This window comes from Azorhizobium sp. AG788 (assembly GCF_004364705.1).
GTDB classification, from domain to species: Bacteria; Pseudomonadota; Alphaproteobacteria; order Rhizobiales; family Xanthobacteraceae; genus Azorhizobium; species Azorhizobium caulinodans.
In genome coordinates this window covers 103,932-129,185 of record NZ_SOBM01000003.1, presented here as the reverse complement: position 1 = coordinate 129,185, position 25,254 = coordinate 103,932, and the positions used below count along the sequence as shown (strand labels likewise).

Annotated in this window: 27 protein-coding genes and 1 other RNA gene; 13 read left to right on the top strand and 15 right to left on the bottom strand. The window is 69.2% G+C overall.

Annotation, left to right across the window (positions count from 1 at the left end; all coding sequences use genetic code 11):
• Nucleotides 1–112 precede the first annotated feature (112 nt).
• The gene (gene rpmE / locus DFO45_RS08345) at nucleotides 113–337 is read right to left on the bottom strand and encodes a 50S ribosomal protein L31 (RefSeq protein WP_012169024.1); all 225 of its coding nucleotides are present in this window, start codon (nucleotides 335–337) and stop codon (nucleotides 113–115) included.
• A gap of 95 nt (nucleotides 338–432) precedes the next feature.
• Between rpmE and DFO45_RS08340 the strand changes: the two genes are divergently transcribed.
• Nucleotides 433–2,238 (top strand): ABC transporter transmembrane domain-containing protein, encoded by a 1,806-nt coding sequence (locus tag DFO45_RS08340; protein ID WP_133864514.1) that lies wholly within the window; start codon nucleotides 433–435, stop codon nucleotides 2,236–2,238.
• A 323-nt stretch (nucleotides 2,239–2,561) separates the two neighbouring features.
• Here DFO45_RS08340 and DFO45_RS08335 read toward each other — a convergent pair whose 3' ends face one another.
• The 11 genes from DFO45_RS08335 to DFO45_RS08285 all read right to left on the bottom strand — a co-directional run bounded on the left by DFO45_RS08335 (nucleotide 2,562) and on the right by DFO45_RS08285 (nucleotide 14,271).
• Nucleotides 2,562–3,044 carry a GNAT family N-acetyltransferase gene (locus DFO45_RS08335; protein ID WP_245517995.1) on the bottom strand — a complete coding sequence of 161 codons (483 nt, stop codon included), beginning with the start codon at nucleotides 3,042–3,044 and terminating at the stop codon, nucleotides 2,562–2,564.
• A complete protein-coding gene (locus DFO45_RS08330) occupies nucleotides 3,041–4,060 on the bottom strand; it encodes a peptidoglycan -binding protein (RefSeq protein ID WP_133864513.1) in 1,020 nt (339 codons plus the stop codon). The genes DFO45_RS08335 and DFO45_RS08330 overlap by 4 nt, the downstream gene beginning before the upstream one ends.
• A gap of 1 nt (nucleotide 4,061) precedes the next feature.
• Nucleotides 4,062–5,144, bottom strand: a complete 1,083-nt coding sequence (locus DFO45_RS08325; RefSeq protein WP_012169028.1) for a hypothetical protein — start codon at nucleotides 5,142–5,144, stop codon at nucleotides 4,062–4,064.
• Between the two features lie 166 nt (nucleotides 5,145–5,310).
• Complete coding sequence (locus DFO45_RS08320) at nucleotides 5,311–6,099, bottom strand: inositol monophosphatase family protein (protein ID WP_012169029.1); 789 nt, start codon at nucleotides 6,097–6,099, stop codon at nucleotides 5,311–5,313.
• 95 nt (nucleotides 6,100–6,194) lie between these two features.
• Nucleotides 6,195–7,205, bottom strand: coding sequence for a tetratricopeptide repeat protein (locus DFO45_RS08315; RefSeq protein ID WP_158304092.1), 1,011 nt, complete (start codon nucleotides 7,203–7,205; stop codon nucleotides 6,195–6,197).
• A 14-nt stretch (nucleotides 7,206–7,219) separates the two neighbouring features.
• Entirely contained in the window at nucleotides 7,220–7,858 is a 639-nt protein-coding gene (locus DFO45_RS08310) for a thiamine phosphate synthase (protein WP_166657075.1), read from the bottom strand.
• 168 nt (nucleotides 7,859–8,026) lie between these two features.
• Nucleotides 8,027–9,052 carry a class I fructose-bisphosphate aldolase gene (locus tag DFO45_RS08305; RefSeq protein WP_133864511.1) on the bottom strand — a complete coding sequence of 342 codons (1,026 nt, stop codon included), beginning with the start codon at nucleotides 9,050–9,052 and terminating at the stop codon, nucleotides 8,027–8,029.
• A gap of 74 nt (nucleotides 9,053–9,126) precedes the next feature.
• The gene (locus DFO45_RS08300; protein ID WP_133864510.1) at nucleotides 9,127–10,317 is read right to left on the bottom strand and encodes a phosphoglycerate kinase; all 1,191 of its coding nucleotides are present in this window, start codon (nucleotides 10,315–10,317) and stop codon (nucleotides 9,127–9,129) included.
• A gap of 27 nt (nucleotides 10,318–10,344) precedes the next feature.
• On the bottom strand, nucleotides 10,345–11,352 hold the full coding sequence (gap, locus tag DFO45_RS08295) for a type I glyceraldehyde-3-phosphate dehydrogenase (protein WP_133864824.1): 1,008 nt from the start codon (nucleotides 11,350–11,352) through the stop codon (nucleotides 10,345–10,347).
• Between the two features lie 160 nt (nucleotides 11,353–11,512).
• Nucleotides 11,513–13,507, bottom strand: coding sequence for a transketolase (tkt, locus tag DFO45_RS08290; protein ID WP_133864509.1), 1,995 nt, complete (start codon nucleotides 13,505–13,507; stop codon nucleotides 11,513–11,515).
• A 239-nt stretch (nucleotides 13,508–13,746) separates the two neighbouring features.
• Complete coding sequence (locus DFO45_RS08285; RefSeq protein WP_052285832.1) at nucleotides 13,747–14,271, bottom strand: DUF3828 domain-containing protein; 525 nt, start codon at nucleotides 14,269–14,271, stop codon at nucleotides 13,747–13,749.
• A gap of 164 nt (nucleotides 14,272–14,435) precedes the next feature.
• On the opposite strand from DFO45_RS08285, the gene DFO45_RS08280 reads away from it, so the two are divergent.
• The 6 genes from DFO45_RS08280 (at nucleotide 14,436) to DFO45_RS08255 (ending at nucleotide 17,856) form a co-directional block, all read left to right on the top strand.
• Nucleotides 14,436–14,738 (top strand): DUF4164 domain-containing protein, encoded by a 303-nt coding sequence (locus DFO45_RS08280; protein WP_043878813.1) that lies wholly within the window; start codon nucleotides 14,436–14,438, stop codon nucleotides 14,736–14,738.
• A 16-nt stretch (nucleotides 14,739–14,754) separates the two neighbouring features.
• Nucleotides 14,755–15,138, top strand: a complete 384-nt coding sequence (locus DFO45_RS08275; protein WP_133864508.1) for a cell division protein ZapA — start codon at nucleotides 14,755–14,757, stop codon at nucleotides 15,136–15,138.
• A 159-nt stretch (nucleotides 15,139–15,297) separates the two neighbouring features.
• A non-coding RNA gene (gene ssrS / locus DFO45_RS08270) (6S RNA) lies at nucleotides 15,298–15,451 on the top strand.
• 1 nt (nucleotide 15,452) lies between these two features.
• A complete protein-coding gene (locus tag DFO45_RS08265; protein WP_245517994.1) occupies nucleotides 15,453–16,076 on the top strand; it encodes a 5-formyltetrahydrofolate cyclo-ligase in 624 nt (207 codons plus the stop codon).
• Nucleotides 16,054–16,878 (top strand): TIGR00282 family metallophosphoesterase, encoded by an 825-nt coding sequence (locus DFO45_RS08260; RefSeq protein ID WP_133864507.1) that lies wholly within the window; start codon nucleotides 16,054–16,056, stop codon nucleotides 16,876–16,878. The genes DFO45_RS08265 and DFO45_RS08260 overlap by 23 nt, the downstream gene beginning before the upstream one ends.
• 231 nt (nucleotides 16,879–17,109) lie before the next feature.
• Complete coding sequence (locus DFO45_RS08255; protein ID WP_133864506.1) at nucleotides 17,110–17,856, top strand: YebC/PmpR family DNA-binding transcriptional regulator; 747 nt, start codon at nucleotides 17,110–17,112, stop codon at nucleotides 17,854–17,856.
• Nucleotides 17,857–17,944: 88 nt separating this feature from the next.
• Here the strand turns inward: DFO45_RS08255 and DFO45_RS08250 are convergent, their stop codons facing one another.
• Nucleotides 17,945–18,364: a MerR family DNA-binding transcriptional regulator gene (locus DFO45_RS08250; protein ID WP_043878815.1), complete on the bottom strand. Its 420-nt coding sequence runs from the start codon at nucleotides 18,362–18,364 to the stop codon at nucleotides 17,945–17,947.
• A 272-nt stretch (nucleotides 18,365–18,636) separates the two neighbouring features.
• Here DFO45_RS08250 and DFO45_RS08245 point away from each other — a divergent pair, with 272 nt between their 5' ends.
• The 4 genes from DFO45_RS08245 to ruvA are packed head-to-tail and all read left to right on the top strand — an operon-like array spanning nucleotide 18,637 to nucleotide 22,556.
• Entirely contained in the window at nucleotides 18,637–20,895 is a 2,259-nt protein-coding gene (locus DFO45_RS08245) for a tetratricopeptide repeat protein (protein WP_133864505.1), read from the top strand.
• Nucleotides 20,896–20,939: 44 nt separating this feature from the next.
• Nucleotides 20,940–21,449: a crossover junction endodeoxyribonuclease RuvC gene (gene ruvC / locus DFO45_RS08240; RefSeq protein ID WP_133864504.1), complete on the top strand. Its 510-nt coding sequence runs from the start codon at nucleotides 20,940–20,942 to the stop codon at nucleotides 21,447–21,449.
• Nucleotides 21,450–21,482: 33 nt separating this feature from the next.
• The gene (locus DFO45_RS08235) at nucleotides 21,483–21,914 is read left to right on the top strand and encodes a DUF1772 domain-containing protein (RefSeq protein ID WP_012169045.1); all 432 of its coding nucleotides are present in this window, start codon (nucleotides 21,483–21,485) and stop codon (nucleotides 21,912–21,914) included.
• 21 nt (nucleotides 21,915–21,935) lie between these two features.
• A complete protein-coding gene (ruvA, locus tag DFO45_RS08230) occupies nucleotides 21,936–22,556 on the top strand; it encodes a Holliday junction branch migration protein RuvA (protein ID WP_133864503.1) in 621 nt (206 codons plus the stop codon).
• Nucleotides 22,557–22,558: 2 nt separating this feature from the next.
• Here the strand turns inward: ruvA and DFO45_RS08225 are convergent, their stop codons facing one another.
• Both DFO45_RS08225 and DFO45_RS08220 read right to left on the bottom strand, forming a co-directional pair.
• On the bottom strand, nucleotides 22,559–22,984 hold the full coding sequence (locus DFO45_RS08225) for a DUF1330 domain-containing protein (RefSeq protein WP_133864502.1): 426 nt from the start codon (nucleotides 22,982–22,984) through the stop codon (nucleotides 22,559–22,561).
• On the bottom strand, nucleotides 22,981–23,550 hold the full coding sequence (locus tag DFO45_RS08220; protein ID WP_133864501.1) for a DUF2239 family protein: 570 nt from the start codon (nucleotides 23,548–23,550) through the stop codon (nucleotides 22,981–22,983). Before DFO45_RS08220 ends, DFO45_RS08225 begins: the two co-directional genes overlap by 4 nt.
• A gap of 84 nt (nucleotides 23,551–23,634) precedes the next feature.
• Here DFO45_RS08220 and DFO45_RS08215 point away from each other — a divergent pair, with 84 nt between their 5' ends.
• Together DFO45_RS08215 and ruvB are read left to right on the top strand one after the other, a co-directional pair.
• On the top strand, nucleotides 23,635–23,964 hold the full coding sequence (locus tag DFO45_RS08215) for a GIY-YIG nuclease family protein (protein ID WP_133864500.1): 330 nt from the start codon (nucleotides 23,635–23,637) through the stop codon (nucleotides 23,962–23,964).
• A gap of 62 nt (nucleotides 23,965–24,026) precedes the next feature.
• Nucleotides 24,027–25,061, top strand: coding sequence for a Holliday junction branch migration DNA helicase RuvB (gene ruvB / locus DFO45_RS08210; RefSeq protein ID WP_043879943.1), 1,035 nt, complete (start codon nucleotides 24,027–24,029; stop codon nucleotides 25,059–25,061).
• Nucleotides 25,062–25,254 lie beyond the last annotated feature (193 nt).

The following is a 25,254-nucleotide window of genomic DNA, read 5'->3' as shown; positions in this document are numbered from 1 at the left end:
TCGGCTGGGGACAGCCTCACGTGGACGTGCGAATGCGAAAAGCCGGGCATCCGATGGATACCCGGCTTTTTTACGCGGCCCGAGGCAGGCTCACACCGGTAAAACCGGCGGATCAGCCCTTCAGAAGGGCGCCGAACTTGTTCTTGAAGCGCGAAACGCGGCCGCCGCGGTCGAGCAGCTGCTGGGTGCCGCCGGTCCACGCGGGGTGGGTGCGCGGGTCGATATCGAGCGCCAGGGTGTCGCCCTCCTTGCCGAAGGTCGACCGCGTCGTGTACTCGGTGCCGTCCGTCATCACCACCTTGATGAAGTGATAATCGGGATGGATGTCGCTTTTCATGAGTTGCGTCCTTCTCGCCGCGCCGAGCCAGGGCCCCGCACCGGTATGAATTCGTTTCCTGCCGGAAGTCGCGGGTCTATAGCCGAGAGGCAGCGTTGAGACAAGTCGAGACCTCCCCTTCCGTGGAAGGAAAGCCGGAGAGCGCCCCGCGCGCCCGCCGCAGCCTGCGCCCGCTGGGGCGCATCCTCCCCTATGTGCTGCGGTATCGCACCCGCATCGCGCTGGCGCTGGTGGCCCTCATCCTCGCCGCCGTGGCCACCCTCGCCATGCCGGTGGCGGTGCGGCGGATGATCGACTTCGGCTTCGCCGCCGATCATTCCGGCCTCATCGACCGCTATTTCGCCATGCTGGTGCTGGTGGTGGGCGTGCTGGCCGGCGCCTCCGCCGCCCGCTATTACCTCGTGACGACGCTGGGCGAGCGCGTGGTGGCGGACCTGCGGACCGCCGTCTTTGCCCATCTGACGACGCTTGACGGCGCCTTCTACGACACGTCCCGCGCCGGCGAGATCACCTCGCGCCTTGCCGCGGATACCACGCAGATCAAGTCCGCCGTGGGCGCCTCGGCCTCGCAGGCGCTGCGCAATCTGGTTCTGTTCCTGGGCGCGGTGGTGATGATGGTGGTGACCAGCCCGCGCCTCTCCGCGCTGGTGCTGGTCGCGATCCCGATCATCGTGCTGCCGCTCGTCGCGTCCGGGCGGGGGGTGCGCAAGAAGTCCCGCGCCGCGCAGGATGCGCTGGCGGAAGCCTCGGCCTATGCCTCGGAGGCGACCGGCGCCATGCGCGCCCTGCAATCCTCCTCCGCCGAACCCGCTGCCCGCCGGCGTTTCGACCAGGAGGTGGAACTGGCCTTCGAGGCGGCCCAAGGCGCTGTCCGTGCGCGGGCGATCCTGACCGGCATCGGCATCTTCCTCGTCTTTGCGAGCATCGTCGCCATCCTCTGGACCGGCGCCCAGTCGGTCATGTCCGGCACCATGTCGTCCGGCCAGCTCGGCCAGTTCGTGCTCTATGCGGTGCTGGCGGCGAGCGCGCTCGGCGAGCTGTCGCAAGTGTGGGGCGAGGTTTCAGCCGCGGCCGGTGCGGCCGAGCGCATCGGCGAGTTGCTGCGCATCGAACCGGCGGTCAAGGCGCCCCCGCAGCCGAAGACGCTGCCGGCCCGGATCTCGGGCGCCATCCGCTTCGAGAGCGTGCGCTTTGCCTATCCCGCCCGCCCCGACCTGCCGGCGCTCAACGGTATTTCGTTCACCGTGGCCCCCGGCGAGCGGGTGGCCCTCGTCGGCCCCTCCGGTGCCGGCAAGAGCACGGTGTTCCAGTTGCTGGAGCGCTTCTACGACCCGCAGGGCGGCCATATCGCACTTGATGACGTGGACATCGCCGCCTGCGATCCCGTCGCGGTGCGCCGCCAGATGGCCTTCGTGCCGCAGGAAGTGGCGATCTTCGCCGATACGGTGCGCGAGAACATCCGCCTCGCCCGTCCTGAGGCATCGGACGCCGAGGTGGAAGCCGCCGGCCGCGCTGCGCTGGTGGACGAGTTCGTCGTCCGCCTTCCGGAAGGCTGGGACACCAAGGTGGGCGAGCGGGGCGTGACGCTCTCCGGCGGCCAGCGCCAGCGCATTGTGATCGCCCGCGCCATCCTGCGGGCAGCCCCGATCCTGCTGCTGGACGAGGCGACGAGCGCCCTCGATGCCGAAAGCGAAACGCTGGTTCAGACGGCGCTGGAGCGCTCCATGGAAGGGCGCACCACATTGGTCATCGCCCACCGCCTCTCCACCGTGCTCTCGGCTGACCGCATCCTCGTGATGGAGGACGGGCGCATCGTCGATCAGGGCACGCATGCGGAACTGGTGGCGAAGGGCGGCCTCTACGCCCGCCTCGCCGCTTTGCAATTCGCGAGTGCCGCCTGACCGAGCGACGCTGGCTTAGGGCAGATCGACATCAGCGCCGGCGGGCAACACCGGGCGCTTCCGCTCTCCGCTGCATGGCGCCCGCTCCACGCCCAGGCCACGTGCCCCCTCCCCCCTTGTGGGGGAGGGACGGGGAGGGGGGTAATGCCCTCTCCACTCCACGTGCCCTCAGGCGAACCACGCGGCTTTCTCCGGCCGGGCTCCAGGCGGCGGCCGTTCTACCCCCCTCCCAACCCTCCCCCACAAGGGTGGAGGGCTTTAGGGTGTGCGGGTAGGGCAACCACCATCATGAGCCGGACTCAGCCGCTACGACCTTCCGCCCCTCAAGCCTCCGGCGTCCATTCCATCCGCCAGATGGCGCGGCCGGACATCGGGTTGGTGCTGGCGGAGGTGATGCGCAGACCCTGCTTCTCATAGAAGGCGACGGCCCGGCCGTTGTCCTGGTTGACATCGAGCACGATGCCACCGGGCGAAAGCTCCCGCGCCGCCGTCATCAGTGCCTCGGCCGCGCCCGTGCCGCGCTGGGCGGGGGCGACCGCCAGTTGGTCGAGATAGCGCGTGGCAGGGTGGATGATGACGAAGCCCACCGGCGTGCCATTCCGCGTTTCCGCCACCGGCACCTGCGCGCCTTCGGCCCGGAGCTTGGCGAAATGGTCGAGGAACCAGGGCCGCCGCGCCTCGAAATCGATGTCCGGCATGGTGGCGGCCCAGGTGGCGACCCAGAGATCGGCCAGCGCCGCCATGTCGCCCTCCGCGAAGGGGCGGATGCGGAAGGGCGGCTTGGGCGGGGGCGTGTGGTCGCTCACCGCTCGGTCAGCTTCAGCTCGATGCGGCGGTTGCGCGCCATGGCCTCGTCCGAGGTGCCGGTGTCGATGGGCTGGTATTCGCCGAAGCCTGCCGCGATGAGGTGTCGCGGCTGCACGCCCTTGGAGATGAGATACTGGGTCACCGCGATGGCGCGGGCGGCGGAGAGTTCCCAGTTGGAGGGGAACTGGGGCGTCGAGATCGGCCGGCTGTCGGTGTGGCCGTCGATGCGCAGCGCCCAGTTGATGTCCGGCGGGATCTGCCGCTCCAGCTCCAGGATGGCGGAGGCGAGCTTGTCCAGCTCCGCCAGCGCCTCGGGGCGGGGCGAAGCCGAGCCGCGGTCGAAGAAGACCTCGGACTGGAAGACGAAGCGATCGCCGACGATGCGGATGTCCGGCCGGTTGCCCAGGATGTCGCGCAGGCGGCCGAAGAATTCGGAGCGGAAGCGGCTCAGCTCCTGCACGCGCTGGGCCAGCGCCACGTTCAGCCGCTTGCCGAGATCGGCGATCTTGGTCTGGCTTTCCTGATCGCGCTTCTCGGAGACGTTCAGCGCCTCCTCCAGCGCCGCCATCTGCCGTCGAAGGGCGGCGATCTGCTGGTTCAGCAGCTCGATCTGGGCGAGCGCGCGGCTCGCCACATCCTTCTGCATGTCCACTTCGCGGGCGAGGGCCGCCTCGCGGGAGGGATCGGGTCCGGTGGGCGCGGGGCCGGCGGCGGCCTTCAGGCGGTCGCGCTCGGCCTCGGTGGCCTGAAGGCTGGCGCGCAAGGCGGCAAGTTCGCTGTCCTGGCTCTGGCCGGTGGCCCGTTCCAGCGAGAGCAGTTCGGTCAACTGCCGGATCTGCGCCTGCAGGCGCTGGAGCACGTTCTCCTTGCCGGAAATGTCCTGCGACAGGAAGAACTGCGTGACCATGAAGACCGAGAGCAGGAAGACGAAGACGAGCAGCAGCGTGGACAGGGCGTCCACGAAGCCCGGCCAGTAATCAACCTGACGGTCGCGCCCGCGCCGGCCGAGGGCCATGTCAGCCTCTCCCCGAGCCGGCGTCTTCCGGCACGTTCAGCGCCCGCTCCAGCCGCTCGATCACCCGGCGGATGTCCGCCTGCTGGGCGCCCTGGCTCTCCACGAGTTGCTTCAGCACGGCCTGCTCGGTGCGCATGTGGGTGACGAGGCCCTGAAGGCTTTCGGCCAGATGCGCGACGGCGGTGGTCACGCGCTGGGAACCGGCCTCCGTCATGGTGCGCTCCAGCCGGCCCATGGCCTCCACCAGCGGGTCGAGGTCGATGGGCGCGGGGGGCGGCAGAAGCTGGGCCACCGGGCGGGTGTCGATGGCCTCGCGGTCCATGGGCACGGGCCGGACTTCGGGCGCGCGGCTCGGGACTTCCGCGTCGAGGTCGCGCACTGTGGTGGACAGCCAGTCCTCAAGGTCGGTGTAGAAGCGGTTCTGCGCCTGCCCGGCCTGAAGGTCGAGGAAGCCCAGCACCAGCGAGCCGGCAAGGCCGAACAGCGAGGACGAGAACGAAATGCCCATGCCGGCCAGCGGCGCGGAGAGGCCGGACTTCATCTCCTCCAGCATGGAGGCGCTGTCGCCGCCGCCTTGCAGCGAGCCGATGACGCCGCCGATGGAGCTCACCGTTTCCAGAAGGCCCCAGAAGGTGCCGAGCAGGCCGAGGAAGACGAGAAGGCCGGTGAGATAACGCGCCGTGTCGCGGGCTTCATCGAGGCGCGTGCCGATCGAATCGAGGATCGAGCGCATGGTCGACTGGGAGATCGCCATGCGGCCCATGCGGTCGCCCAGCAGTGCGGCCATGGGGGCGAGTAGGGTCGGGGCGCGGGAGACGGCGAGGCCGGGATCGGCGAGGCGGAAGGAATTCACCCATTCCACCTCCGGGAACAGGCGCGAGACCTGCCGGATCGCGAGGATGATGCCGATGGCCAGCACGCCGAAGATGACGCCGTTGAGCCCCGGATTGTTCATGAAGGCGGCGGCGATCTGCTTGTAGAGCACGGCCGCCAGTGCCGCGCACAGAAGCAGAAACACGATGATCCGCACCAGGAAGATGCGAGGGGACGAAACTTTCAAGAAAGGATCGACGGCCCGCGTCATGCTCGCTCCCGCAACTCTTCCCCGCGATTCGGACTATGGCATACCAACGCGCAAAGGGAACCGGATGACAGCGCCATGTGCCATCCGGAGCCAAAATTGTAGCGATTATGAGGACCGGCGCAGCCTCAGGAGGTAGATCGCAGCCGCCGCAATCGGTCGCGCGGGCTCAGGCCTTCTTGAGCAGGCGGAAGAGATCTTCCCGCATGTCCGCATTGCCGGCGATGATGTGGCCGTTCTCAAGGCTCTTGTCGTGGCCGTCGAGGTCGGTCACCGAGCCACCCGCCTCGCGGATGAGGATCATGCCGGCGGCCATGTCCCAGGAGGACAGGTCGCGTTCCCAGAAGGCATCGAAGCGGCCCGCCGCCACCCAGGCGAGATCGAGCGCCGCAGCGCCGGTGCGGCGCACGCCGGCCACCTGGCCCTGCACGAGGGCGAGTTCGCGCTGGAACTTGTTATGGTCGCCGCGCCCGAGGTGCGGAATGCCGCAGCCAACCACGCAGTCGGCGAGCTTGCGGCGGGCGGCGACGCGCAGGCGGCGGTCGTTGAGATAGGCGCCCTGGCCCTTCTCGGCGACGTAGAGCTCATCGGTGACCGGGTTGAAGATCACGCCCGCGAACGGCACGCCGTTGCGCACCAGCGCCACCGAGATGGCGAACAGGGGAATGCCGTGCAGGAAGTTGGTGGTGCCGTCGAGCGGGTCGATGACCCATTCATTGGCCTCGTCCTGCCCCTCGACCTTGCCGCGCTCCTCCATGGTGAAGCCGTAGCCGGGCCGGGCGCGGGAGAGTTCGGCATAGAGCGTCTCTTCGGCCTTGCGGTCGGCGGAGGAGACGAAATTGGCCGGGCCCTTCAGCGAGACCTGCAGGTTCTCCACCTCGCCAAAGTCGCGGGCGAGGTTCCGGCCCGCCTTGCGGACGGCCTGGACCATGACGGTGATGAGCGGAGAGCGGATCATGGCGGGGTGTTTCCTGGCAGGCCCTGTGCAGCCAGGGCGCGGCTGCCGGCAAATCGAAAAGGGGAGCGTCCGTGTGCCCCCCTCTCATGGCAACGTCAAGACCGCGATTCGCCCATCCATTTGTGGGCCAGCGCCGTGGCCTTCTGCTGCTCTTCCGGCGTGAGCTTGGCAACGAAGTCGTCGAGATAAGGATCTCCAAGGCCTTGCGCCTTGGAAAGCATGTGCCACGCAGCGGCGCGGACCTTGTCCTGCGGCGCGCCGCGACCGGCGGAAAGGACGCGCGCATAGCGGTTCTGCGCGATTGCATTGCCGGCGAGCGCCGCCTTCTTGAACAGGGCCGCGGCCTTGGCCTCGTCCTTGGGCACACCGTCGCCGTTGAAGATGGCGATGGCATATTCCACCTGCGCCGTCACATGGTCCTGCGCGGCGGCGGCGGCCAGCATCTTCAGGGCGGCATCCTTGTCCGCCGGCACGCCATTACCTTGGCGCAGCAGCACCGATAGCGCGTATTGCGCATCCGCCACCTGCGCGTCGGCGGCCTGCCGGAACCACTTGGCGGCGAGTGTGAAGTCCTGCGGCATGGCCTCGCCCTGGAGATAGAGCAGGCCGAGATTGTAGGCGGCCGAGGCGTTGCCCTTCTTCGCGGCAACTTCCAGCAGCTGCGCGGCCTTCTTGAGGTCGCGGGGGATGCCGTCGCCCATGAGGTTCATCATGGCGAGCGAGAAGGCGGCCTGCTCGGAGCCGTGGTCGATGGCCTTTTGATACCACTCCACCGCTTTGGCCGGGCTGCGCGGCACGCCGGAGCCCTGCGCATAGATCTCGCCCAGCAGTGTCTCGGCGGCGGCATCCGGGCCGGCGGCGGCGCGGGCGGAGGCTTCCTTGTAGGCGGCGAGATAGAGGCCGCGCTGGTAGGCGCCATAAGCGGCGTCTTCCGGCTGGCTGCTCACCGGAGCCTTGGGGGCCGCGGGTTTCGCCGCCGGCTTGGCAGCGGGCTTCTGGGCGGGCTTCGGATCCTGGGCCGCCGCCGGCAGGGCGAGGGCGACACTGAGGGCGGAGGCCGCCGCAATGCCAAGCAGCGGGCGCAGGAGACGAAGCACGCGATCCATCATGCGTTTTCCACTCAGGCCTTGGGCGTGGCGTCGGCCACGGTGCGGTCCACGGCGGCGACGGCGCGCTCCACGTCCGCAACGAGTGCTGGACCATCCGGACCAGCGGGCACGGCCGCCAGCGCCACGAAATCGGCGCCCGCCACCGCAATGGCGCGGGCATCCTCCACCGTGGTCGCGACGCCCACGCACGGCACCTCGAAGACTTCCGCCCACCAGCTCACCAGTTCGATCACCGGCTCGATGGGGCCGCTGCCGTCCCGCGCGCCGAACAGCACGTAATCCGCGCCGGCCTCGCCCGCTTCCATCGCTTCATGCCGGCCTTCGAGGCCGATGCCGGCGATGCCGCCGGGCTTGACTGCCGGCAGGGCGCGCTTGAGCGCGGCGTAGCTGCCGAGGTGAACGCCATCGGCACCGATGTCGGAGGCCAGCTCCACCCGGTCGGCCAGAAGGAAGGCGACGCCCGCGGCCTGCGTCGCGGCGCAGAGCTCCGAGAGCTGGGCCTTGGCCGCGGTTTCATCCCCGGCGGGAGTCGTGACGATCACCGCTGCGACATCGCCCGCGCCCATGCAGGCGATCGCATCCGCCACCGACAGGGTGGGCGGAAGCACGAGCATGAGGCGGCAGCGGGGGATTTCCGGTTCTGTGGGCATGATGACGGGTTCGGCCAGAAAGCAGGCGAAAGAGGGGCACCCGGCCCTTTCGGATGCCGGGCCTGATGGCATCAGGCTCTAGGCGGGCCGGGGGGAGAACGCAAGAGCCCGCCGGTCCCTCGCGGGACGGCGGGCTCTCTCAACGCGGATAAAGGCGCAAGGGGCCGATCAGGCGGCCTTCTTGGCTTCCTGCTCGGCGCTCCAGCGGCCCAGGGCCGCCAGCGAGTTCATGCGGGCGCGGTGCGTGAAGGCGGCCTGCGCGGCGGCCACGTTCTCGGCCTTGCCGGACCACGCCTTCTGCGGCGCGGCCTGGAGGGCGCGGCCGTAGGAATAGGTGAGCTTCCACGGCAGGTTGCCGAGCTTCACCATGGCATCGAGGTGGGCGGTGGCGTCCTCGTCCGACTGGCCGCCGGAGAGGAAGGCGATGCCGGGGACCGCCGCCGGAACGGTGGCCTTCAGCACGCGCACGGTCTGCTCGGCCACCTGGGCGACGGAGGCCTGGGTGCGGGCCTTCTTGCCGGGGACGACCATGTTCGGCTTCAGCACCATGCCCTCAAGGGCGACGCGCTGCTGGTAGAGCTCGCCGAACACCACGCGCAGGACGTATTCCGTCACTTCGTAGCAGCGCTCGATGCCGTGGTCGCCGTCCATGAGCACTTCCGGCTCGACGATCGGGACGATGTTGGCTTCCTGACACAGGGCCGCATAGCGGGCCAGGGCGTGCGCATTGGCGGCAACGGCACCGGGGGTGGGGATGCCGGCGCCGATATCGATCACCGCGCGCCACTTCGCGAAGCGGGCGCCGAAGTCGTAATACTCCTTCAGGCGGCCGGCGAGGCCGTCGAGGCCTTCCGTGATGGTCTCGCCGGGGAACAGCGCCATGGGCTTGGCACCGGCGTCCACCTTGATGCCGGGGATGGAGCCGGCCTGCTGGATGAGGCTGACGAGCGGGGTGCCGTCCTTGGCCTTCTGGCGCAGGGTCTCGTCGAACAGGATGACGCCGGAGATGTACTCCTTCATCGCCTCGTCCGAACGGAACAGCAGCTCGCGGTAATCGCGACGGTTTTCCTCGGTGGACTCGACACCGATGGCGTCGAACCGCTTCTTGATCGTGCTGGTGCTCTCGTCAGCGGCAAGAATGCCCTTGCCGTCGGACACCATCTTCTGCGCGATCGTCTCGAGTTCAGCGTTCATGGTCTGCCTATCCCCTTGGAGCCGCCCCTGCGGCCGATGCCTACACTTTATGGGTTGAGTATAACACCGAGGTCTCAGCGCCGCAGCGCTTCGACCCCCGGCAACTGCTTGCCTTCCAGCCATTCCAGGAAGGCACCGCCGGCGGTGGAGACATAGGAGAAGTCCCCGGCCGCGCCGGCATGGTTGAGCGCCGCCACCGTGTCGCCGCCGCCCGCGACGGACAGCAGCACGCCAGCCTTGGTGGCCTCCGCCACGGCCTTCGCCACGGCAACCGTCGCGGCGTCGAAGGGCGGCAGCTCGAAGGCGCCGAACGGGCCGTTCCAGACTACCGTCTTGGCGCCCTTGAGCTTCTCCTTCACCAGCGCCACGGTGGCCGGGCCGGCATCGAGGATCATCTCGTCCTCGGCCACCTGGTCCACCGGCACCACGCGGTGCTCCGCATGGGCGGCGAAGGTCTTGGTGACGACCGCATCCACCGGCAGCACGATCTCGCAGCCATGGCTGGCGGCGGTGGCGATGATCTGGCGGGCGGTATCGGCGAGGTCGTGCTCGCACAGCGACTTGCCCACCTTCACGCCCTTGGCGGCGAGGAAGGTGTTGGCCATGCCGCCGCCGATGACGAGGATGTCCACCTTGGCGGTAAGATTGCCGAGGAGTTCGAGCTTGCTCGACACCTTGGCGCCGCCGACCACGGCCAGAACCGGCCGCTGCGGAGCCTCGAGGGCCTTGGCGAGCGCCTCCAGCTCCTTCTGCATGCTGCGGCCGGCGAAGGCCGGCAGCTTGTGCGCCAGCCCCTCGGTGGAGGCATGGGCGCGGTGGGCTGCCGAGAAGGCGTCGTTCACATAGATGTCGCCCAGCGCCGCGAGCTGCTGGACGAAATCGGCGGCGTTCTTTTCCTCGCCCGCGTGGAAGCGGGTGTTCTCCAGCACCAGGACGGCGCCGGGGGCGAGGGTGGAGACGGCGGCCTCGGCATCCGAGCCGATGCAGTCGCCGGCGAACGCCACGGGCGCGCCGAGACGCTCCCCGACGGCGGCCGCGACCGGGGCGAGCGACTGGCTCGCGTCCCGGCCCTTCGGGCGTCCGAAGTGGGAGAGCAGGATGGCCTTTCCGCCCTTCTCCGTGATGGCGCGGATGGTGGGCAGGATGGCCTGGATGCGGGTGTCGTCGGTGACGCGGCCTTCGTCCATGGGGACGTTGAGGTCGACACGGACGAGGACCCGCTTGCCGGCGAGGTCCGCCTCATCGAGGGTGCGGAAAGTCGGCATGATGCTGCTCTCCCTCGCTTCAGCCGATCAACCGAGCTTCGCCAGAGCGACGGCGGTGTCGGACATGCGGTTGGAGAAGCCCCACTCGTTGTCATACCAGGACATGACGCGCACCAGCGTGCCGTCCATGACCTTTGTCTGGTCCATGTGGAAGGTGGACGAGTGCGGGTCGTGGTTGAAGTCGATGGAGACGTTCGGCTCCGTCGTGTAGCCGAGCACGCCCTTCAGCGGGCCGTCCGCCGCCGCCTTGATGGCGGCATTGATCTCTTCGACCGTCGTGGCGCGCTTGGCGACGAACTTGAGGTCGATCACCGAGACGTTCGGGGTCGGCACGCGGATGGAGACGCCGTCGAGCTTGCCCTTCAGTTCCGGCAGCACGAGGCCGACAGCCTTGGCCGCGCCGGTGGAGGTCGGGATCATGGACAGGGCGGCCGCGCGGGCGCGGTAGAGGTCCTTGTGCACCTGATCCAGCGAGGGCTGGTCGTTGGTGTAGGAGTGCACGGTGGTCATGAAGCCGTGCTGGATGCCCACGGCGTCGTTCAGCACCTTGGCCACGGGGGCGAGGCAGTTGGTGGTGCAGGAGGCGTTGGAGACCACCGTGTGCTCGGGCTTCAGGAGCTGGTGGTTCACGCCATAGACCACCGTGAGGTCGGCGCCGTCGGCGGGGGCCGATACCAGCACGCGCTTGGCGCCGGCGGTGAGATGGGCTGCGGCCTTGTCACGGGCGGTGAAGATGCCCGTGCACTCCATGGCGATGTCCACGCCCAGCTCCTTGTGGGGCAGGGTGGACGGATCCTTGATGGCGGTGACCTTGATGGGGCCCTGGCCGACGTCGATGGTGTCGCCGTTCACCACCACCTTGGCCGGGAAGCGGCCGTGCACGCTGTCGTAGCGCAGCAGGTGGGCATTGGTCTCGACCGGGGCGAGGTCGTTGATGGCCACCACCTGGATGTCGGTGCGGCCGGATTCGATGATGGCGCGCAGCACGTTGCGCCCGATGCGACCGAACCCGTTGATGGCCACCTTCACCGTCATAGCTTCATCCTCCATGCGCCGGCCCTCAAGACCGGCTTGAGCGAACGCGTGCCGCCTTCTCCGGCGGCAATTCGTATGGCGCATGGGCCCGTAGGCCGCACGCGCTCTCCCCTTGCCAGAGCAGGATCGCGGCCGCCGGGAGCGGACCGCGGGTCCGCCGTCAGCTCTGCCGCAGCTGTTCCAGCGCGGCAGCCACCACCGCCTGGGGCGTAATGCCGAAATGCTTGTAGAGTTCCTTGGCCGGCGCGCTGGCGCCGAACGAGGTCATGCCCACGAAGGCGGCATCCGAGCCGATGATGCTGTCCCAGCCCATGCGGATGGCGGCCTCGATGCCGACCTTGGCCGGGGCCTTGCCGATGACGGCGCGGCGCTCGGCCAGCGGGCGGGCGAGGAAGAGCTCGAAGGACGGAACGGAGACCACGCGGGTGGGCACGCCTTCGCTTTCGAGCAGCGCGCGGGCTTCCACAGCAAGGGACAGTTCCGAGCCGGTGGCGAACAGGGAGACCTGCGCCTCGCCGCTGGCGGCCAGCAGCTCATAGGCGCCGCCGGCGGACTTGTTCTCGCCGTCCGCGTCCTTGCGCAGGAGCGGCAGGTTCTGGCGGGAGAGGATGAGGCAGCTCGGCCGGTCCTTCGCCTCAAGGGCGATCTGCCAGCACTCGGCGGTCTCCACCGTGTCGGCAGGGCGCAGCACGAGGGTGTTGGGAATGGCGCGCAGCGCGGCCAGATGCTCCACCGGCTGGTGGGTGGGGCCGTCCTCGCCGAGGCCGATGGAATCGTGGGTCAGGACATGGATGACCCGCTCGCCCATGAGCGCGGCGAGGCGGATGGCCGGGCGCGAATAATCGGCGAAGGCGAGGAAGGTGCCGCTATAGGGGATGAAGCCGCCATGGAGGGCGATGCCGTTCATCGCGGCCGCCATGCCGTGTTCGCGCACGCCCCAGTGCACGAAGTCGCCGGAGAAGTCGGTCGGGGTGACGGATTGCTGGCCCTTGGCGCGGGTGTTGTTGGAGCCGGTGAGGTCGGCGGAGCCGCCGAGCATCTCGGGCACCGCCTTGGTGAGCGTGTCGAGCACGATCTCCGAGGACTTGCGCGTGGCGACGGCGCCACCGTCAGCGACCGCCTTGGCCTTCACGGCGGCGATGGCTTCCTTGAGGGCGGATACAGGCAGTTCGCCGGCCATACGGCGGTTGAACTCGGCGCGGGTCGCCTCGGGCAGGGCGTCGAAGCGGGCCTGCCAAGCGGCGCGGGCCTCGGCGCCCTTGCGGCCGGCGGCGCGCCAGGCGTCCAGCGCGTCCGCGGGGATCTCGAACGGGCCGGCTTCCCAGCCCAGCGCCTTGCGGGTGGCCTCGATTTCGGCGGCACCCAGCGGCGAGCCGTGCACCTTCTCCGAGCCCGCCTTGGCCGGCGACCCGAAGCCGATGGTGGTGCGGCAGGCGATGAGGGTCGGCTTGTCGGAGGCATAAGCCGTGTTGAGCGCGGCGAGGAGGGCGACCGGATCGTGCCCGTCCACCGCCAGCGTGTTCCAGCCGGAGGCGGCGAAGCGCGCCTGCTGGTCGGTGGAGACGGAGATGGAGGTGGGGCCGTCGATGGAGATGCGGTTATCGTCCCACAGCACCGTCAGCTTGGCGAGCTTCAGGTGGCCGGCGATATCGATGGCCTCCTGCGAGATGCCTTCCATCAGGTCGCCGTCGGAGGCGATGACCACGGTCCGGTGGTCGACGATCTCGCTACCGAAGCGGGCGGCCATCAGGCGCTCGGCCATGGCGAAACCGACAGCCGTCGAGATGCCCTGGCCGAGCGGGCCGGTGGTGGTCTCGATGCCGGGGGTGACGAAATTCTCGGGATGTCCGGGGGTGAGCGAGCCGAGCTGACGGAAGCGGCGGATCTCGTCCATGCTCACGGCGTCATAGCCGAGCAGGTGGAGCAGGCCGTAGAGCAGCATCGAGCCGTGGCCGGCCGAGAGGATGAAGCGGTCGCGGTCCGGCCACTTGGGGGCCGTCGCATCGAACTTCAGCTTTTCCGTGAACAGCACGGTCGCCATGTCGGCCGCGCCCATGGGCAGGCCCGGATGTCCGGAATTGGCGGCCTCCACCGCATCGATGGCCAGGAACCGGATGGCGTTGGCCAGACGGTTGTGGAGTTCGCGGCTGGACATGAAAAGCAGTCTCCGGCGCGCGGCGCGCCATTTCAAAGATCGGTCGGGCGGAGGGTTCACCTCGCGGCGGCACTGATACCAGCGCGCCACCGGCTGTCAAACGCAGCGTTGGGGCAAGGTCAAGGCAAACCGGCGCCGTTGGGCCGCGATTTGTCATCGCAGCTACACGTTCCCTGCATAGGTGCGCCAGCGCGCGGCCATGCCCAAGCCCGAGGCAGCCGGAAAAGGCTCGGCTTCCGCTAGGGCGATTGTATCTTCTTGGCGACGAGGAGCGCCTTCAGCGTCTGGGGATTGCTCTCCCACTGGATATCCGCGATCCGCCACCGCCCGCCGACCTTCGTGAGCTTGAAGGTGACGGTCTTCTTCTCCTCGAAATTCTCGAACTCTGCGGTGACCGTCGCACTGGTCGAGGTCTGCGCCTTGAGGCTGGTCGTCACCGCCTTGATCTCGAAATCCTGGCCTTCGATGAAGGGATCGAAATTCAGCTTCGGATCGGAGGCCTTGGCATCGGCGATGACGAGCTTGGCCAGCGCGGGATCGAAATAGGCGTTGGCGACGGTGGGGTCGGTGAAGTCGAAGCCGACCACCGTGTCCGGGGCCGTATCGAGATAATGGGCGTAGAGATCGCGGATGAGCGTCTCCGGTGAGGGAGCGGCGGCGGGCTTCGCCGCCTGCGGGGCCGCATGGGCGCGCGGGGCGGAGCCCATCAGCCCGCCCGCGAGGGTGGCAGCGACCACGACTGTCCAGAACCACGCAGCGCGCATCAGCCCTTCTCCCGTCGGCCGGTTCCTCAAGCGTGAGCCTTGCCGGTTCCTGACCGCCATACCGCGCCCGCCCGCAGGACCGCAAGAATCCCTTCATTCTCTTTTGGGTTGACGACACGCAACCCATGGCCCTTGTCGCGCCGACTCGGTTAATATCCCGCGTTATGTATGCGCTGAAGCACCGTCCCCCCGAGCTTGGCCCCATCGAGGCGGCAACCCAGCGCCTCCACGCGGCGCTCGACCGCCTGTCCGATTCGCTCGACCGGCGGCGGGAGACGGAGCGCCATCAGGAGGCGTTGCAGGCGCAGCTCCATGCGCTGGGCAACGACCGGGCGCGGCTCGCCGCCGAACTCGACGCGACCCGCGCCGAGGCGGCCCAGGTGGCGGAAGCCAGCCGCGAGATCGGCCGGCGTCTCGATGTTGCCATGACAACGATTCGCGACGTGCTCGCGACCCACGGCGGCTGAAGGAGCGGGCAGCCCCATGGCGCATGTGAGTGTCACCATCGCCGGACGCTATTATCGCATGGCGTGCGATGAGGGGCAGGAGGAGCATCTCATGCGCCTCGGCCGGGACATCGACACCCGCATCAATCAGCTCCGCGGCACCTTCGGGGAGATCGGCGACCAGCGCCTTACCGTCATGGCCGCCATCACCATTTCCGACGAACTGGCCGAAGCCCGCGCCCGCATCCGCGCGCTGGAGAGCGACCTCGAAGGCCAGCGGGACGCCCGCGCCTCCGCCCTTGCCCGCCTCGAGGCCGGCGAGGAGGCGGTGGCCCGCACCATCGACGAGGTGGCCGAGCGCATCGAGCAGCTCGCGAGCGACCTTGCGCCCCGCGAGAAGTCCGCCGTCGGCATGGGATGAGGCCCATCGCCTAGCCGGCGCAGCCGACGGACGGCGTCGATCGTCCGAAGGCTCGCCAAGCCCACATGTCATCTGCCCTTCGCGGCGATTTACGAAACCGCACACTCTTGTGGGGGAATGGCCCTAGCGCCCGGGAGGAGAAGCTCCTACATTCGGTCGGCGGGGCTGCGGGGTTCGTTAGGAACTTTTCCCCGGGGCCTTATCGATCCTTAAGGGAGCTGTTCCTGACCTCGCCCCTGGGCTTGGACAAACGGCGCCCACCTACGTTGTAGGTTTCCCGGGATCGACCTCCGACGGCTTTTGCGGCTCCGCACGTGACCCTTTCTTCTCCCACCACCTTCCGATCCGAGAAGGCCCGCCTGCGGGCCGAGGCGCTGCTGCGGCGCGCCGATATGGGCGCCGGACGTCGCGCCGCCGCTTCCGACGCGGCCGCGCGGCATGCGCTCATGGCGCTGGGATCGGTCGCCGGCCGTACGGTCGCCCTGTTCGCCCCCTTCCGCGACGAGATCGATACCGGCCCGCTGGCGCGCAAGCTGCGGGACGCGGGTGCCCGGCTCGCCCTGCCGGTGGTGATGGGGCGCGACCGGCCGCTGATCTTCCGCCTGTGGGACGAAAACGACCTGCTGGAACCGGCGGGGGCCTATGGCATTCCAACTCCGGGAGCGCAGGCGCCGCAGGTGACGCCCGACGATCTCATGGTGCCGCTCGCGGTCTTCGACCGGACGGGCGCGCGCATCGGCTACGGGGCCGGCTTTTACGACCGCACGCTCGCGCTGCTGCGGCGGGACAAGCCGATCCGGGCCTTCGGTCTTGCGTTCGCCTGCCAGGAAACCGATCACGTTCCCGCTGAACCCCATGACGAACCGCTCGATGGGATGGTAACGGAAGCCGGTGTCCTTTTCCTTGGCGGGTCTGATGCGGATTCTCTTTCTCGGTGACGTGGTTGGCCGGACCGGCCGCGACGTGGTGACAAGCCGGCTGCCCGGTCTCGTTCAGGACTGGAAGCTCGATCTCGTCGTGGTCAATGGCGAGAACGCCGCCGGCGGCTTCGGCATCACCGAGAACATCTATAACGAGATCCGAACCGCCGGCGCCGATGCGGTGACGCTGGGCAACCACGCTTTCGACCAGCGCGAGGCCCTGGTCTTTATCGAGCGGGCGGACGCGCTGGTGCGTCCCATCAACTATCCGCCCGGCACGCCGGGGCGCGGCGCCGCCATGATCGAGACGCGCGGCGGCGCGCGGGTGCTGGTGGCGAACGTGATGGGCCGTGCCTTCATGGATCCGCTGGACGATCCCTTCGCCGCCATCGACCGGGCGCTCGATGGCGTCGAACTCGGCCGGGTGGTGGACGCCATCGTGGTGGACTTCCACGCCGAGACCACCAGCGAGAAGCAGGCCTTCGGCCATTATTGCGACGGGCGTGTCACCCTTGTGGTGGGCACCCACACGCACGTGCCCACCGCCGACCATCGCATCCTGCCCGGCGGCACCGCCTATCTGACGGATGCCGGCATGTGCGGTAGCTATGACGGCGTGATCGGCATGGACAAGGACGAGCCGCTGCGCCGCTTCACCCGCAAGATCGGCGCCGGCCGCTTCGAGCCCGCCGCCGGCCCTGCCACGCTCTGCGGCTTCGCGGTGGAGACGGACCCGGCCACCGGCCTCGCCGTGAAGGCGGCCCCCGTGCGCCTCGGCGGTGATCTCAGCGAGGCGCGCCCGGCTTTCTGGGAGGCGTGATGCGGCGCGGCATGGGGCTTTCTTGCTCTTTGCCGCCTCCACGACCTATAAGGCGCGGCACAGTGGATTGGCATCACGCCGGGCGGCGCTCGGTTGGTTCCGGAGCCTTGGCTTCGGCATCACGAACGGCGGACGGGCCGGCCCCCATGCTCCGATCGGAGCGCGGCGAGGCGGCGCGACCTGCTGCGGGCGCGCGGGCGTGGGCAAGGTTCAAGGGATCTGGAGGCGGCCATGGCCGGACATTCACAATTCAAGAACATCATGCACCGCAAGGGACGGCAGGACGCGGTGCGTTCCAAGCTGTTCTCCAAGCTGGCGCGCGAGATCACGGTCTCGGCCAAGATGGGCCTGCCGGATCCGAACATGAACGCGCGCCTGCGCGCCGCCATCCTCGCGGCCCGCGCCGAGAACATGCCCAAGGACAACATCGAGCGCGCCATCAAGAAGGCGTCCGGTGCGGACATGGAGAATTATGACGAGATCCGTTACGAGGGCTACGGCCCCGGCGGCGTCGCCGTCATCGTCGAGGCGCTGACCGACAACCGCAACCGCACCGCCTCCGAAGTGCGCTCGTACTTCACCAAGTCCGGCGGCAACCTCGCCGAGACGGGCGCGGTGTCCTTCATGTTCGACCGCCTCGGCGCCATCGAGTTCGATGCGGCGAAGGTGAATGCGGACGATCTGCTGGAAGCCGCCATCGAGGCGGGCGCGGACGACGTGAACTCCTCCGAGGAGACGCACGAGGTGGTCTGCGCGGTGGAGAGCCTCGCGGAAGTGCAGAAGGCGCTGGAAGCCAAGTTCGGCGAGCCGCGCAAGGCGGGCCTCGTGTGGCGGCCGCAGAACACCATCGCCGTGGATGACGAGACCGGCGAGAAGCTGATGCGCCTCGTGGAGACGCTGGAAGACAACGATGACGTCCAGAACGTCACCGCCAATTTCGAGCTGTCCGAAGCCCTGATGGCCAAGCTCAGCGCCTGAGGCGTGGGAGGCGCTGCCTCCCTTTCCCGTTCGGAGACAAAAAAAACCCGGCCACGCGGCCGGGTTTCTTTTTGGGCTGGTGGAGTGTTCAGGCCGCGGCGGCGAGACGGTCGGCGGTCTCGCGCAGCTCGGCAATGGCAGCCTCGATCTCGGTGCGCTGACGCTCGAGCTGGCCGAGCTGGGTCAGGCAGCGGTCACGGGTCAGGGCGAGGTCGCTGCCGCTCTGGCCCTCGTGGGCAGCGACCAGGGCGCGGATCTCGGCGAGGGTGAAGCCGAGGCGCTTGCCCTTCAGGATAACGGTGAGGCGCTCGCGGTCCGCCGGAGAGTAGAGGCGGGCAAGGCCTTCGCGGCGCGGAGAGAGGAGGCCCTTGTCTTCATAGAAGCGCAGGGCACGCAGGGTGATGCCGAACTCGCGGGCCAGATCGCCGATCGTATAGACGTCCTCGGCAGCATAGGTCCGGCCGGGAACGGAAACCTGGCTGCGCGCATCGAAATTGGAAACGTCCATTGCACTCTCCGTCAGTTGCGTCACGCCCGGCAGTGCGATGGCTCAGAGAGCGGAAAGCGCATTCCGTGCCGGGCTTCAATGTGCACCCCGGCATGATGGGTAAGCCGATCTGTCCCGCTACGGGAGCTATTTGCAGGCTCCGTAAGGGAAAGTAACCGTTACGCGCTCAGTCTTTTCAACGATTAATGCTCCGTTTACCAAAGGACGTCGATGCTGATTCGACCGATTCGCGGGGGATCGGATGAAGCGGCGGCGGCGACCGGGAGGCGGATATGGATCGCTGGCACGGTACGATGGGGCGTTCAGCGGCCGGTTCGGCCGCAGCTCTTGCCGAGCCTGTCTATGCGCCGGAGCCTAACGACGGGTGGTCCGATGGCGGCCACCTGCGGGCGGTCGCGAGCCCCGGGCCAGCCGACCATCCTCTGTATGCTCCGGCGGACCAGCCCGAGGACATCCTCGACCCGGCCGGAACCGGCTTCACCCGCGCCCTTGCCGAATCCGTCGCCATTCTCGCCCGCAAGGTGGATGTCCTCGGCGCCAAGGCGGTGGACCCGGTGGCCATCGCCCGCCTTCAGCGCCAGACCGGCGAACTCAAGGAACTGGTCGAGCGCGTGCTGGTCCTGCACGAGCGCTCCGCCAGCGATGCGGCTGCCGCCAGCGCCTCGGACGAATTCACCCGCCTTGCCATGGACGCTCTGGCCCGCCTGGAGACGCGGGTGGACGGCTTCATGGCCGAACAGGCCCGCCGCACCGCGCCGAGCGAGGAACTGACCGTCCTGCGCGAGCGCCTCGACGCCGTGGCCCATGACGTGAAGGCCCTCGGCAGCGCCGGTGATCCGCGCTTCGCCGCCCGGCTTGAGGACCTGCTGGCGCGGTTCGACCGCAACGAAACCATCGAGGCCGCCAAGCTGGCGCCGCTGGTGGACGTGCTGGAACGCCACCTCTCCCGCCTCGTCGAGCGCGTGGACGAGACGCAGGTTCACGTCGCCCGCCTCGACGGCATCGAAGCCATGCTTCAGGGCCTGACGCGCGAGTTGCAGCGCCTGCAGGAGCCGGCCAACGACGAGGTCGCCGCGCCGCAGGACGACATCGCCTATGGCGCGGACGAGGCCCTTGTCCCCCACGAAACGGCTGTTATGGCGCCTCACCTGACGCTGGTGGAGGAGGATTGGCGGTCCCCCGTCGAGACACAGGCCCCTGCCGGCATCGATCCCACGGGGCTGCGGGAGCAGGACTTGCCGGTGCGTGCCGCCGAGATCCGGCCGCAGGTGCAGGAAGCGGCGCCTCCCGCCGCTCCGGCTGCTGCGCCGAGCCTCGAGGAATGGCCGCAATGGCCCACCGACCTGCGCCGTGAGCCGGCGCCGCGCGCGGAGCCCCGTCCGGAGATTGCCCGTGATCCGGCCTGGCAGGTGACCGAGGCGCCCTGGCAGGGCGAACTGCGCGAGCTTCTGGAAACCCATGCCGAGCGCCGCCGCTCCAGCGCCGAAGTCTGGCGCGAGGCGCGGGCCGATGCGGCCCCGAAGGCGGCGGACAGCGAATGGACCGCCAAGCAGGTGGCCGCGCTGGAAGCCGCCCTTGAGGATGCGCAGGCGGTTGCCACCGGACGCTGCCGCACGGACTGGGTCGCCGCCGCCGATCGGGCGGAGCATCGGGAGAAGGGCGCGGCGCTTGCCCGCCGCCGGGATTCCGAGCGGCGCGCCAGCCTGGCCATCCGCGTCGGGGCCGTGGCTCTGGGCGCGCTCGTCCTCGGGATTGGCACCTGGTTCCTGCTGCCGCGCACGGCGCCGGACGGCGCCAGCGCCGGTGTGGCCGGACCCGCGACCGCCGGCGGCGCGCCGGTGGACCCGGCGCTCGTCACCAATCTGCCGCCGCCCGTGGGTTCGGCGGCGCTGAAGAATGCCGCCCTATCAGGTGACGCAAGTGCCGCCGCCGAGGTGGGCGCGCGCTACGCGGACGGCCGGGGCACCGACGCCAATCAGGCGGCGGCCATGAAATGGTTCGCTTATGCCGCCTCGCAGGGCTCGGCCCCGGCTGCCTACCGGCTCGGCAGCATCTATGAGAACAGCAAGCGGGATCTCCCCGCCGCCCGCAAGCTCTACCAGTGGGCGGCCGAGCGGGGGAACCTGCGGTCCATGCACAATCTCGGCGTGATGTATTCCGACGGGATCGACGGCAAGCCCGACTGGCAGAATGCAGTGAACTGGTTCCGCAAGGCCGCCGACCTCGGCCTGCGCGACAGCCAGTTCAATCTCGGCGTCATCTATTCGCGCGGCCTGTCCGGAGCGGTGGACCGAGCGGAAGCCTGGAAGTGGTTCTCGCTTGCCGCCGCGCAGGGCGACACGGAAAGCGCGCGCAAGCGCGAGGACGTGGCCGCCAAGGCCGAGCCGGGCGTGGTGGACCGCGCGCGTGCCGCCGTCACCGCCTTCGTGCCCGGCAAGGTGGTGGAGAGCGCCAATTCGACCGCCGTGCGCCCGGAATGGGAAGTGGCCGGCCCGGCCGACGCCACGCCCCGCAAGTCCGCCTCCCGCTGAGGCATCGGGCTGGCGCCCCGGCGCCGCCGGGGCCAGTTTGGCGCATGACCAACGGCATGATTCGCATCATCGGCCTCGATCCGGGCCTGCGCCGCACCGGCTGGGGCATCATCGAGGCCCAGGGCACGCGGCTCACCTATGTCGCCTGCGGCACCATCCTTCCGCCCGAGAACGCCCCCATGGCCGAGCGGCTCGCCGAGCTGCACCGGGGTCTTGCCGAGGTGCTGGCCCGCCACGCGCCGGACGAGGCGGCGGTGGAAGAGACGTTCGTCAACATGAACCCGTCCTCCACCCTCAAGCTCGGGCAGGCGCGCGGCGTCGTCATGCTGGCGCCGGCGCAGGCGGGGCTTTCGGTGGCCGAATATGCGCCGTTGCTGGTGAAGAAGACCGTGGTGGGCGCCGGCCGGGCGGAGAAGGCGCAGATCCGCATGATGATCGGCGTTCTGCTGCCCAAGGCGACGCCGCAGACGGAGGATGCCGCCGACGCGCTGGCGGTGGCGGTGACCCATGCCCATCATCGCGGACCTGCTGCACTGCGGCGCGCGGCGCTGTAGAATGGCGGAACGGGTTCGGCGGAGGGGACCGACATGCTGTGGGGCCAGCTTGCCCTGGTGACCGCGGCCCTGTTCACGGGGGCCGCCTTCTATATCAATGCCGTCGAACAGCCGGCGCGGCTGGGCCTTGAGGCCCGCTCCATGCTGGCGGTGTGGAAGCCGGCCTATCGGCGGGGCTTCGCCATGCAGGCGACGCTGGCGCTGATCGGCTTCGCCCTTGGCGCGCTCGCCTTCTGGCAGACGCGCGACTGGCATTTTCTGGCGGGCGGCGTGCTCATGCTCGCCAACTGGCCTTTCACCTTCATCGGCATCATGCCCACCAACCGCCGCTTGCTGGCGATCCCGGAAGGGCAGGCGGGGCCGGAGAGCGTGCATCTGGTGGCCGTGTGGGGTCAGTTGCACATGGTGCGCACGGGCCTTGGCCTGCTCGCCACCCTCATTTTCCTCTGGGGCACGCTCGGCTGAGGCCGGGCCGGACAGGACGCGATGATCGGCAAGTTGAAGGGGACCGTGGACGGCTTCGGCGAGGACCACCTGATCCTTGATGTCCATGGGGTCGGCTATCTCGTCCATTGCTCCGGGCGCACGCTCCAGGCGCTGCCGCGCGTGGGCGAGGCGGCGGTGCTGTTCATCGAGACCCATGTCCGCGAAGATCAGATCCGGCTGTTCGGCTTCGTCACAGAGGCGGAGCGGGAGTGGTTCCGGCTGCTTCAGGGCATCCAGGGCATCGGCACGAAGACGGCGCTCGCCATTCTCTCCACGCTCAAGCCCTCCGATCTCGCGCAGGCGGTGGCGCTGGGCGACAAGACGGCGCTCGCCCGTGCCAATGGCGTGGGTCCGCGGGTCGCCACCCGCATCGTGACCGAGCTGAAGGACAAGGTGCCCGCCTTCACCTCGGCCGATCCGGGCCTTGCCCGCCTCGCCGCCGACGTGGAGGCGACGGAGGCGGCCGGCGGGGCGCTTGCCGATGCGGTCTCGGCCCTCGTCAATCTGGGCTATGGACAGGCGCAGGCGCACACCGCCATCGCCGCTGCCGGCCGCAAGGCGGGCGAGGACGCCACCACCGAGACCCTCATCCGCCTCGGCCTCAAGGAACTGGCGAAGTAGACTCAGCCCGGCAGCGGCAGCTCGGTGAGCGGCAGCAGCCGCGAATCCGCCAGCGCGGCCGTGCGGTGGCCCATGACCTTGCGATAGGCCGGATCGTTTGCCATGGCGAGGAGCGCTGCGGCGCTAGCCTGCTGCACCAGCAGCACCTCGTCCCACATCTCCTCTTCGGGCCCGATCAGGAACGCTTCCGCGCGCCCGCGCCACAGAATGTCGCCGCCGCTGGCCCGGAGCAGCGGCAGGGTGTGGGCCACATAAAGCGTGTAGGCCTCAGCGCCGCTTATGGGCGTGGCCGGGGCGAGGTCCGGCGCGTCCGAATAATCGGCGATGGCGCGGAAGCGCAGCAGGTTCAGCATGACGGGGCGCTGGCGGTCGCGGGAAAAGAAGCGGCGGCCGGCGGCTTCGGTCGGGGCGAGATAAACTTGGCTCATGCTTCGTCCTCCATGACCATGGGGAAGGCGAGTTTCAGCGTGTAGGCGCGGATGTCCTCCGGCCAAGGCGCCATTTCAGCCGTCATGCGGGGGCGGTCGCCGGCGAAGAGGGCGCGGCTTGCTTCCTCGAAGCCCGGCAGGTCGCCGGCCATGGCGCTCATGAAGCGGTAGGCGATCTCCTGCGCCGCCCGTGCCTGCTGGCGCGGCGCGTCGGCGCGGCGGGCCTCCTCCACCAGCCGGCGCAGGGCCACGGAGGCGCCACCCGGCTGGGCGGCGAGCCAGTCCCAATGGCGCGGCAGCAGCGTCACCTCCCGCGCCACCACGCCGAGCTTCGGCCGACCCCGGCCGCGCGGGGACGCCTCTTCCTCCGGCGCTGGCGCGGGATAACGCTCCGCCAGTTCGGCCTCAGTGCCGCGCAGGTCGAGGTCCACGACCCGTCCCGTCGCATCGGCGAAGACCAGCAGCGGTGCGGTGTCGGCCGCCGCGCGGACGGCACGCGCGACGTCGAGGAGCGAACCGGCAGCGATCCGGCGGGGGCCGCAGAAGGCGGTGAAGGTGGGGGACATGGGTCTTTCTCGGATTTCAGCTTGCGGATTTATATCCGGGTAAATATGAGAAGGCAATTACATCCGGATATAAATGAGGGCGAGATGGAAAAGGCGGAGCGGCGGGCGGTGAGCGCGGCCTATAAGGAGCGGAAGGTGGCGGCGGGCATCTATGCGGTGCGCTGTGGCGGCAAGGTCTTCGTGGGTCAGAGTCCCAATCTGGCCAGCGTGGAAAACCGCCTGCGGTTCACGCTCGCGCACGGCACCCATCCCAACCGCGCCCTTCAGTCCGCATGGGTCGTGTCGGGTGGGACGGCGCTGGAGATCGAGATCGTGGAGACGCTGGCGGAGGAGGCGGATGCCTATCTGCGCGGCCGGGCGCTCACGGAGCGGCAGGCCCACTGGCTGGCGGCGCTGAAAGCCGAGCGGCTCTGAGGCGCACACGGGCGGCCGTTCAAGCGACTGGAAACCGGCCGCGCATGGTGGCACAAGGCGGCATGGCTCCCCGTCTGATGACCGCCGATTCCCGTCCCGAGGACGATGCCGACGCGACCTTGCGTCCGCAGCGGCTAGCCGATTTCGTCGGACAGGCGCAGGCCCGCGCCAATCTGGAAGTCTTCATCCAGGCTGCCCGCGCGCGGGGCGAGGCGCTCGACCATGTGCTGTTCGTCGGCCCGCCGGGCCTCGGCAAGACGACGCTCGCCCAGATCATGGCCCGCGAGATGGGGGTGGGCTTCCGCTCCACGTCCGGCCCGGTGATCGCGAAAGCCGGCGACCTCGCCGCCATCCTCACCAATCTCGAAGAGCGCGACGTGCTCTTCATCGACGAGATCCACCGCCTTGCGCCGCAGGTGGAGGAAATCCTCTATCCGGCCATGGAGGATTACGAGCTCGATCTCGTCATCGGCGAGGGGCCGGCGGCCCGCTCTGTGAAGATCTCGCTGCCGAAATTCACGCTGGTGGGCGCCACGACGCGGTCGGGGCTGCTCACCACGCCGCTGCGCGACCGCTTCGGCATCCCCGTGCGGCTCGTCTTCTATACGCTGGAAGAGCTGGAATACATCGTCACCCGCGGCGCCCGCCTGCTCGGCATCGGCATCGTGCCGGAAGGCGCGCGGGAGATCGCCCGCCGGGCGCGCGGCACGCCCCGCATCGCCGGTCGCCTGCTGCGCCGGGTGCGCGACTTCGCCCAGTTCGCCGGGGCCGAGGCCATCGACCGGGCCATCGCAGATCGGGCGCTGATGGCGCTCGACGTCGACGCCATGGGCCTCGACACCATGGACCGGCGCTACCTCACGGTGATCGCGCAGCATTATGGCGGCGGGCCGGTGGGGGTCGAGACGCTGGCCGCCGCGCTCTCCGAGCCGCGCGATGCCATCGAGGAGATCGTCGAGCCCTATCTGGTGCAGCAGGGCTTCGTGCAGCGCACGCCGCGCGGGCGGATGCTCACCTCCGGCGCCTTCCGGCATCTGGGCCTCGCCGAGCCGCAGCGCCCGCCGAGCGCCTTGCCCCTGTTCGATGAAGGTGATTAGAGACGCGCGAAAAGCGTGAGCTTGAGAACGTGTCCCGCTTGGTGCCCTCCCCTCCCCAACCCTCCGCCGCACGCGGGAGAGGGGGGCTGTCGCGCTTAGGGAGCAGCGTCCGGCGAACTGGAAAACGGTAAAGCCCTCTTCCGCTTGCGGGGGAGGGTTGGGAGGGGGCCAAGGCCGGGTGCAGGCGCGCCTC

Coding starts and splice junctions, on each gene's coding strand:
- rpmE (WP_012169024.1), bottom strand. CDS start 337: ATGAAAAGCGACATCCATCCCGATTATCACTTCATCAAGGTGGTGATG.
- DFO45_RS08330 (WP_133864513.1), bottom strand. CDS start 4,060: ATGGCCCTCGGCCGGCGCGGGCGCGACCGTCAGGTTGATTACTGGCCG.
- DFO45_RS08325 (WP_012169028.1), bottom strand. CDS start 5,144: ATGACGCGGGCCGTCGATCCTTTCTTGAAAGTTTCGTCCCCTCGCATC.
- DFO45_RS08320 (WP_012169029.1), bottom strand. CDS start 6,099: ATGATCCGCTCTCCGCTCATCACCGTCATGGTCCAGGCCGTCCGCAAG.
- DFO45_RS08315 (WP_158304092.1), bottom strand. CDS start 7,205: ATGGATCGCGTGCTTCGTCTCCTGCGCCCGCTGCTTGGCATTGCGGCG.
- DFO45_RS08310 (WP_166657075.1), bottom strand. CDS start 7,858: ATGCCCACAGAACCGGAAATCCCCCGCTGCCGCCTCATGCTCGTGCTT.
- DFO45_RS08305 (WP_133864511.1), bottom strand. CDS start 9,052: ATGAACGCTGAACTCGAGACGATCGCGCAGAAGATGGTGTCCGACGGC.
- DFO45_RS08300 (WP_133864510.1), bottom strand. CDS start 10,317: ATGCCGACTTTCCGCACCCTCGATGAGGCGGACCTCGCCGGCAAGCGG.
- gap (WP_133864824.1), bottom strand. CDS start 11,352: ATGACGGTGAAGGTGGCCATCAACGGGTTCGGTCGCATCGGGCGCAAC.
- tkt (WP_133864509.1), bottom strand. CDS start 13,507: ATGTCCAGCCGCGAACTCCACAACCGTCTGGCCAACGCCATCCGGTTC.
- DFO45_RS08285 (WP_052285832.1), bottom strand. CDS start 14,271: ATGCGCGCTGCGTGGTTCTGGACAGTCGTGGTCGCTGCCACCCTCGCG.
- DFO45_RS08280 (WP_043878813.1), top strand. CDS start 14,436: ATGTATGCGCTGAAGCACCGTCCCCCCGAGCTTGGCCCCATCGAGGCG.
- DFO45_RS08275 (WP_133864508.1), top strand. CDS start 14,755: ATGGCGCATGTGAGTGTCACCATCGCCGGACGCTATTATCGCATGGCG.
- DFO45_RS08260 (WP_133864507.1), top strand. CDS start 16,054: ATGCGGATTCTCTTTCTCGGTGACGTGGTTGGCCGGACCGGCCGCGAC.
- DFO45_RS08255 (WP_133864506.1), top strand. CDS start 17,110: ATGGCCGGACATTCACAATTCAAGAACATCATGCACCGCAAGGGACGG.
- DFO45_RS08250 (WP_043878815.1), bottom strand. CDS start 18,364: ATGGACGTTTCCAATTTCGATGCGCGCAGCCAGGTTTCCGTTCCCGGC.
- DFO45_RS08245 (WP_133864505.1), top strand. CDS start 18,637: ATGGATCGCTGGCACGGTACGATGGGGCGTTCAGCGGCCGGTTCGGCC.
- ruvC (WP_133864504.1), top strand. CDS start 20,940: ATGACCAACGGCATGATTCGCATCATCGGCCTCGATCCGGGCCTGCGC.
- DFO45_RS08235 (WP_012169045.1), top strand. CDS start 21,483: ATGCTGTGGGGCCAGCTTGCCCTGGTGACCGCGGCCCTGTTCACGGGG.
- ruvA (WP_133864503.1), top strand. CDS start 21,936: ATGATCGGCAAGTTGAAGGGGACCGTGGACGGCTTCGGCGAGGACCAC.
- DFO45_RS08225 (WP_133864502.1), bottom strand. CDS start 22,984: ATGAGCCAAGTTTATCTCGCCCCGACCGAAGCCGCCGGCCGCCGCTTC.
- DFO45_RS08220 (WP_133864501.1), bottom strand. CDS start 23,550: ATGTCCCCCACCTTCACCGCCTTCTGCGGCCCCCGCCGGATCGCTGCC.
- DFO45_RS08215 (WP_133864500.1), top strand. CDS start 23,635: ATGGAAAAGGCGGAGCGGCGGGCGGTGAGCGCGGCCTATAAGGAGCGG.
- ruvB (WP_043879943.1), top strand. CDS start 24,027: ATGGCTCCCCGTCTGATGACCGCCGATTCCCGTCCCGAGGACGATGCC.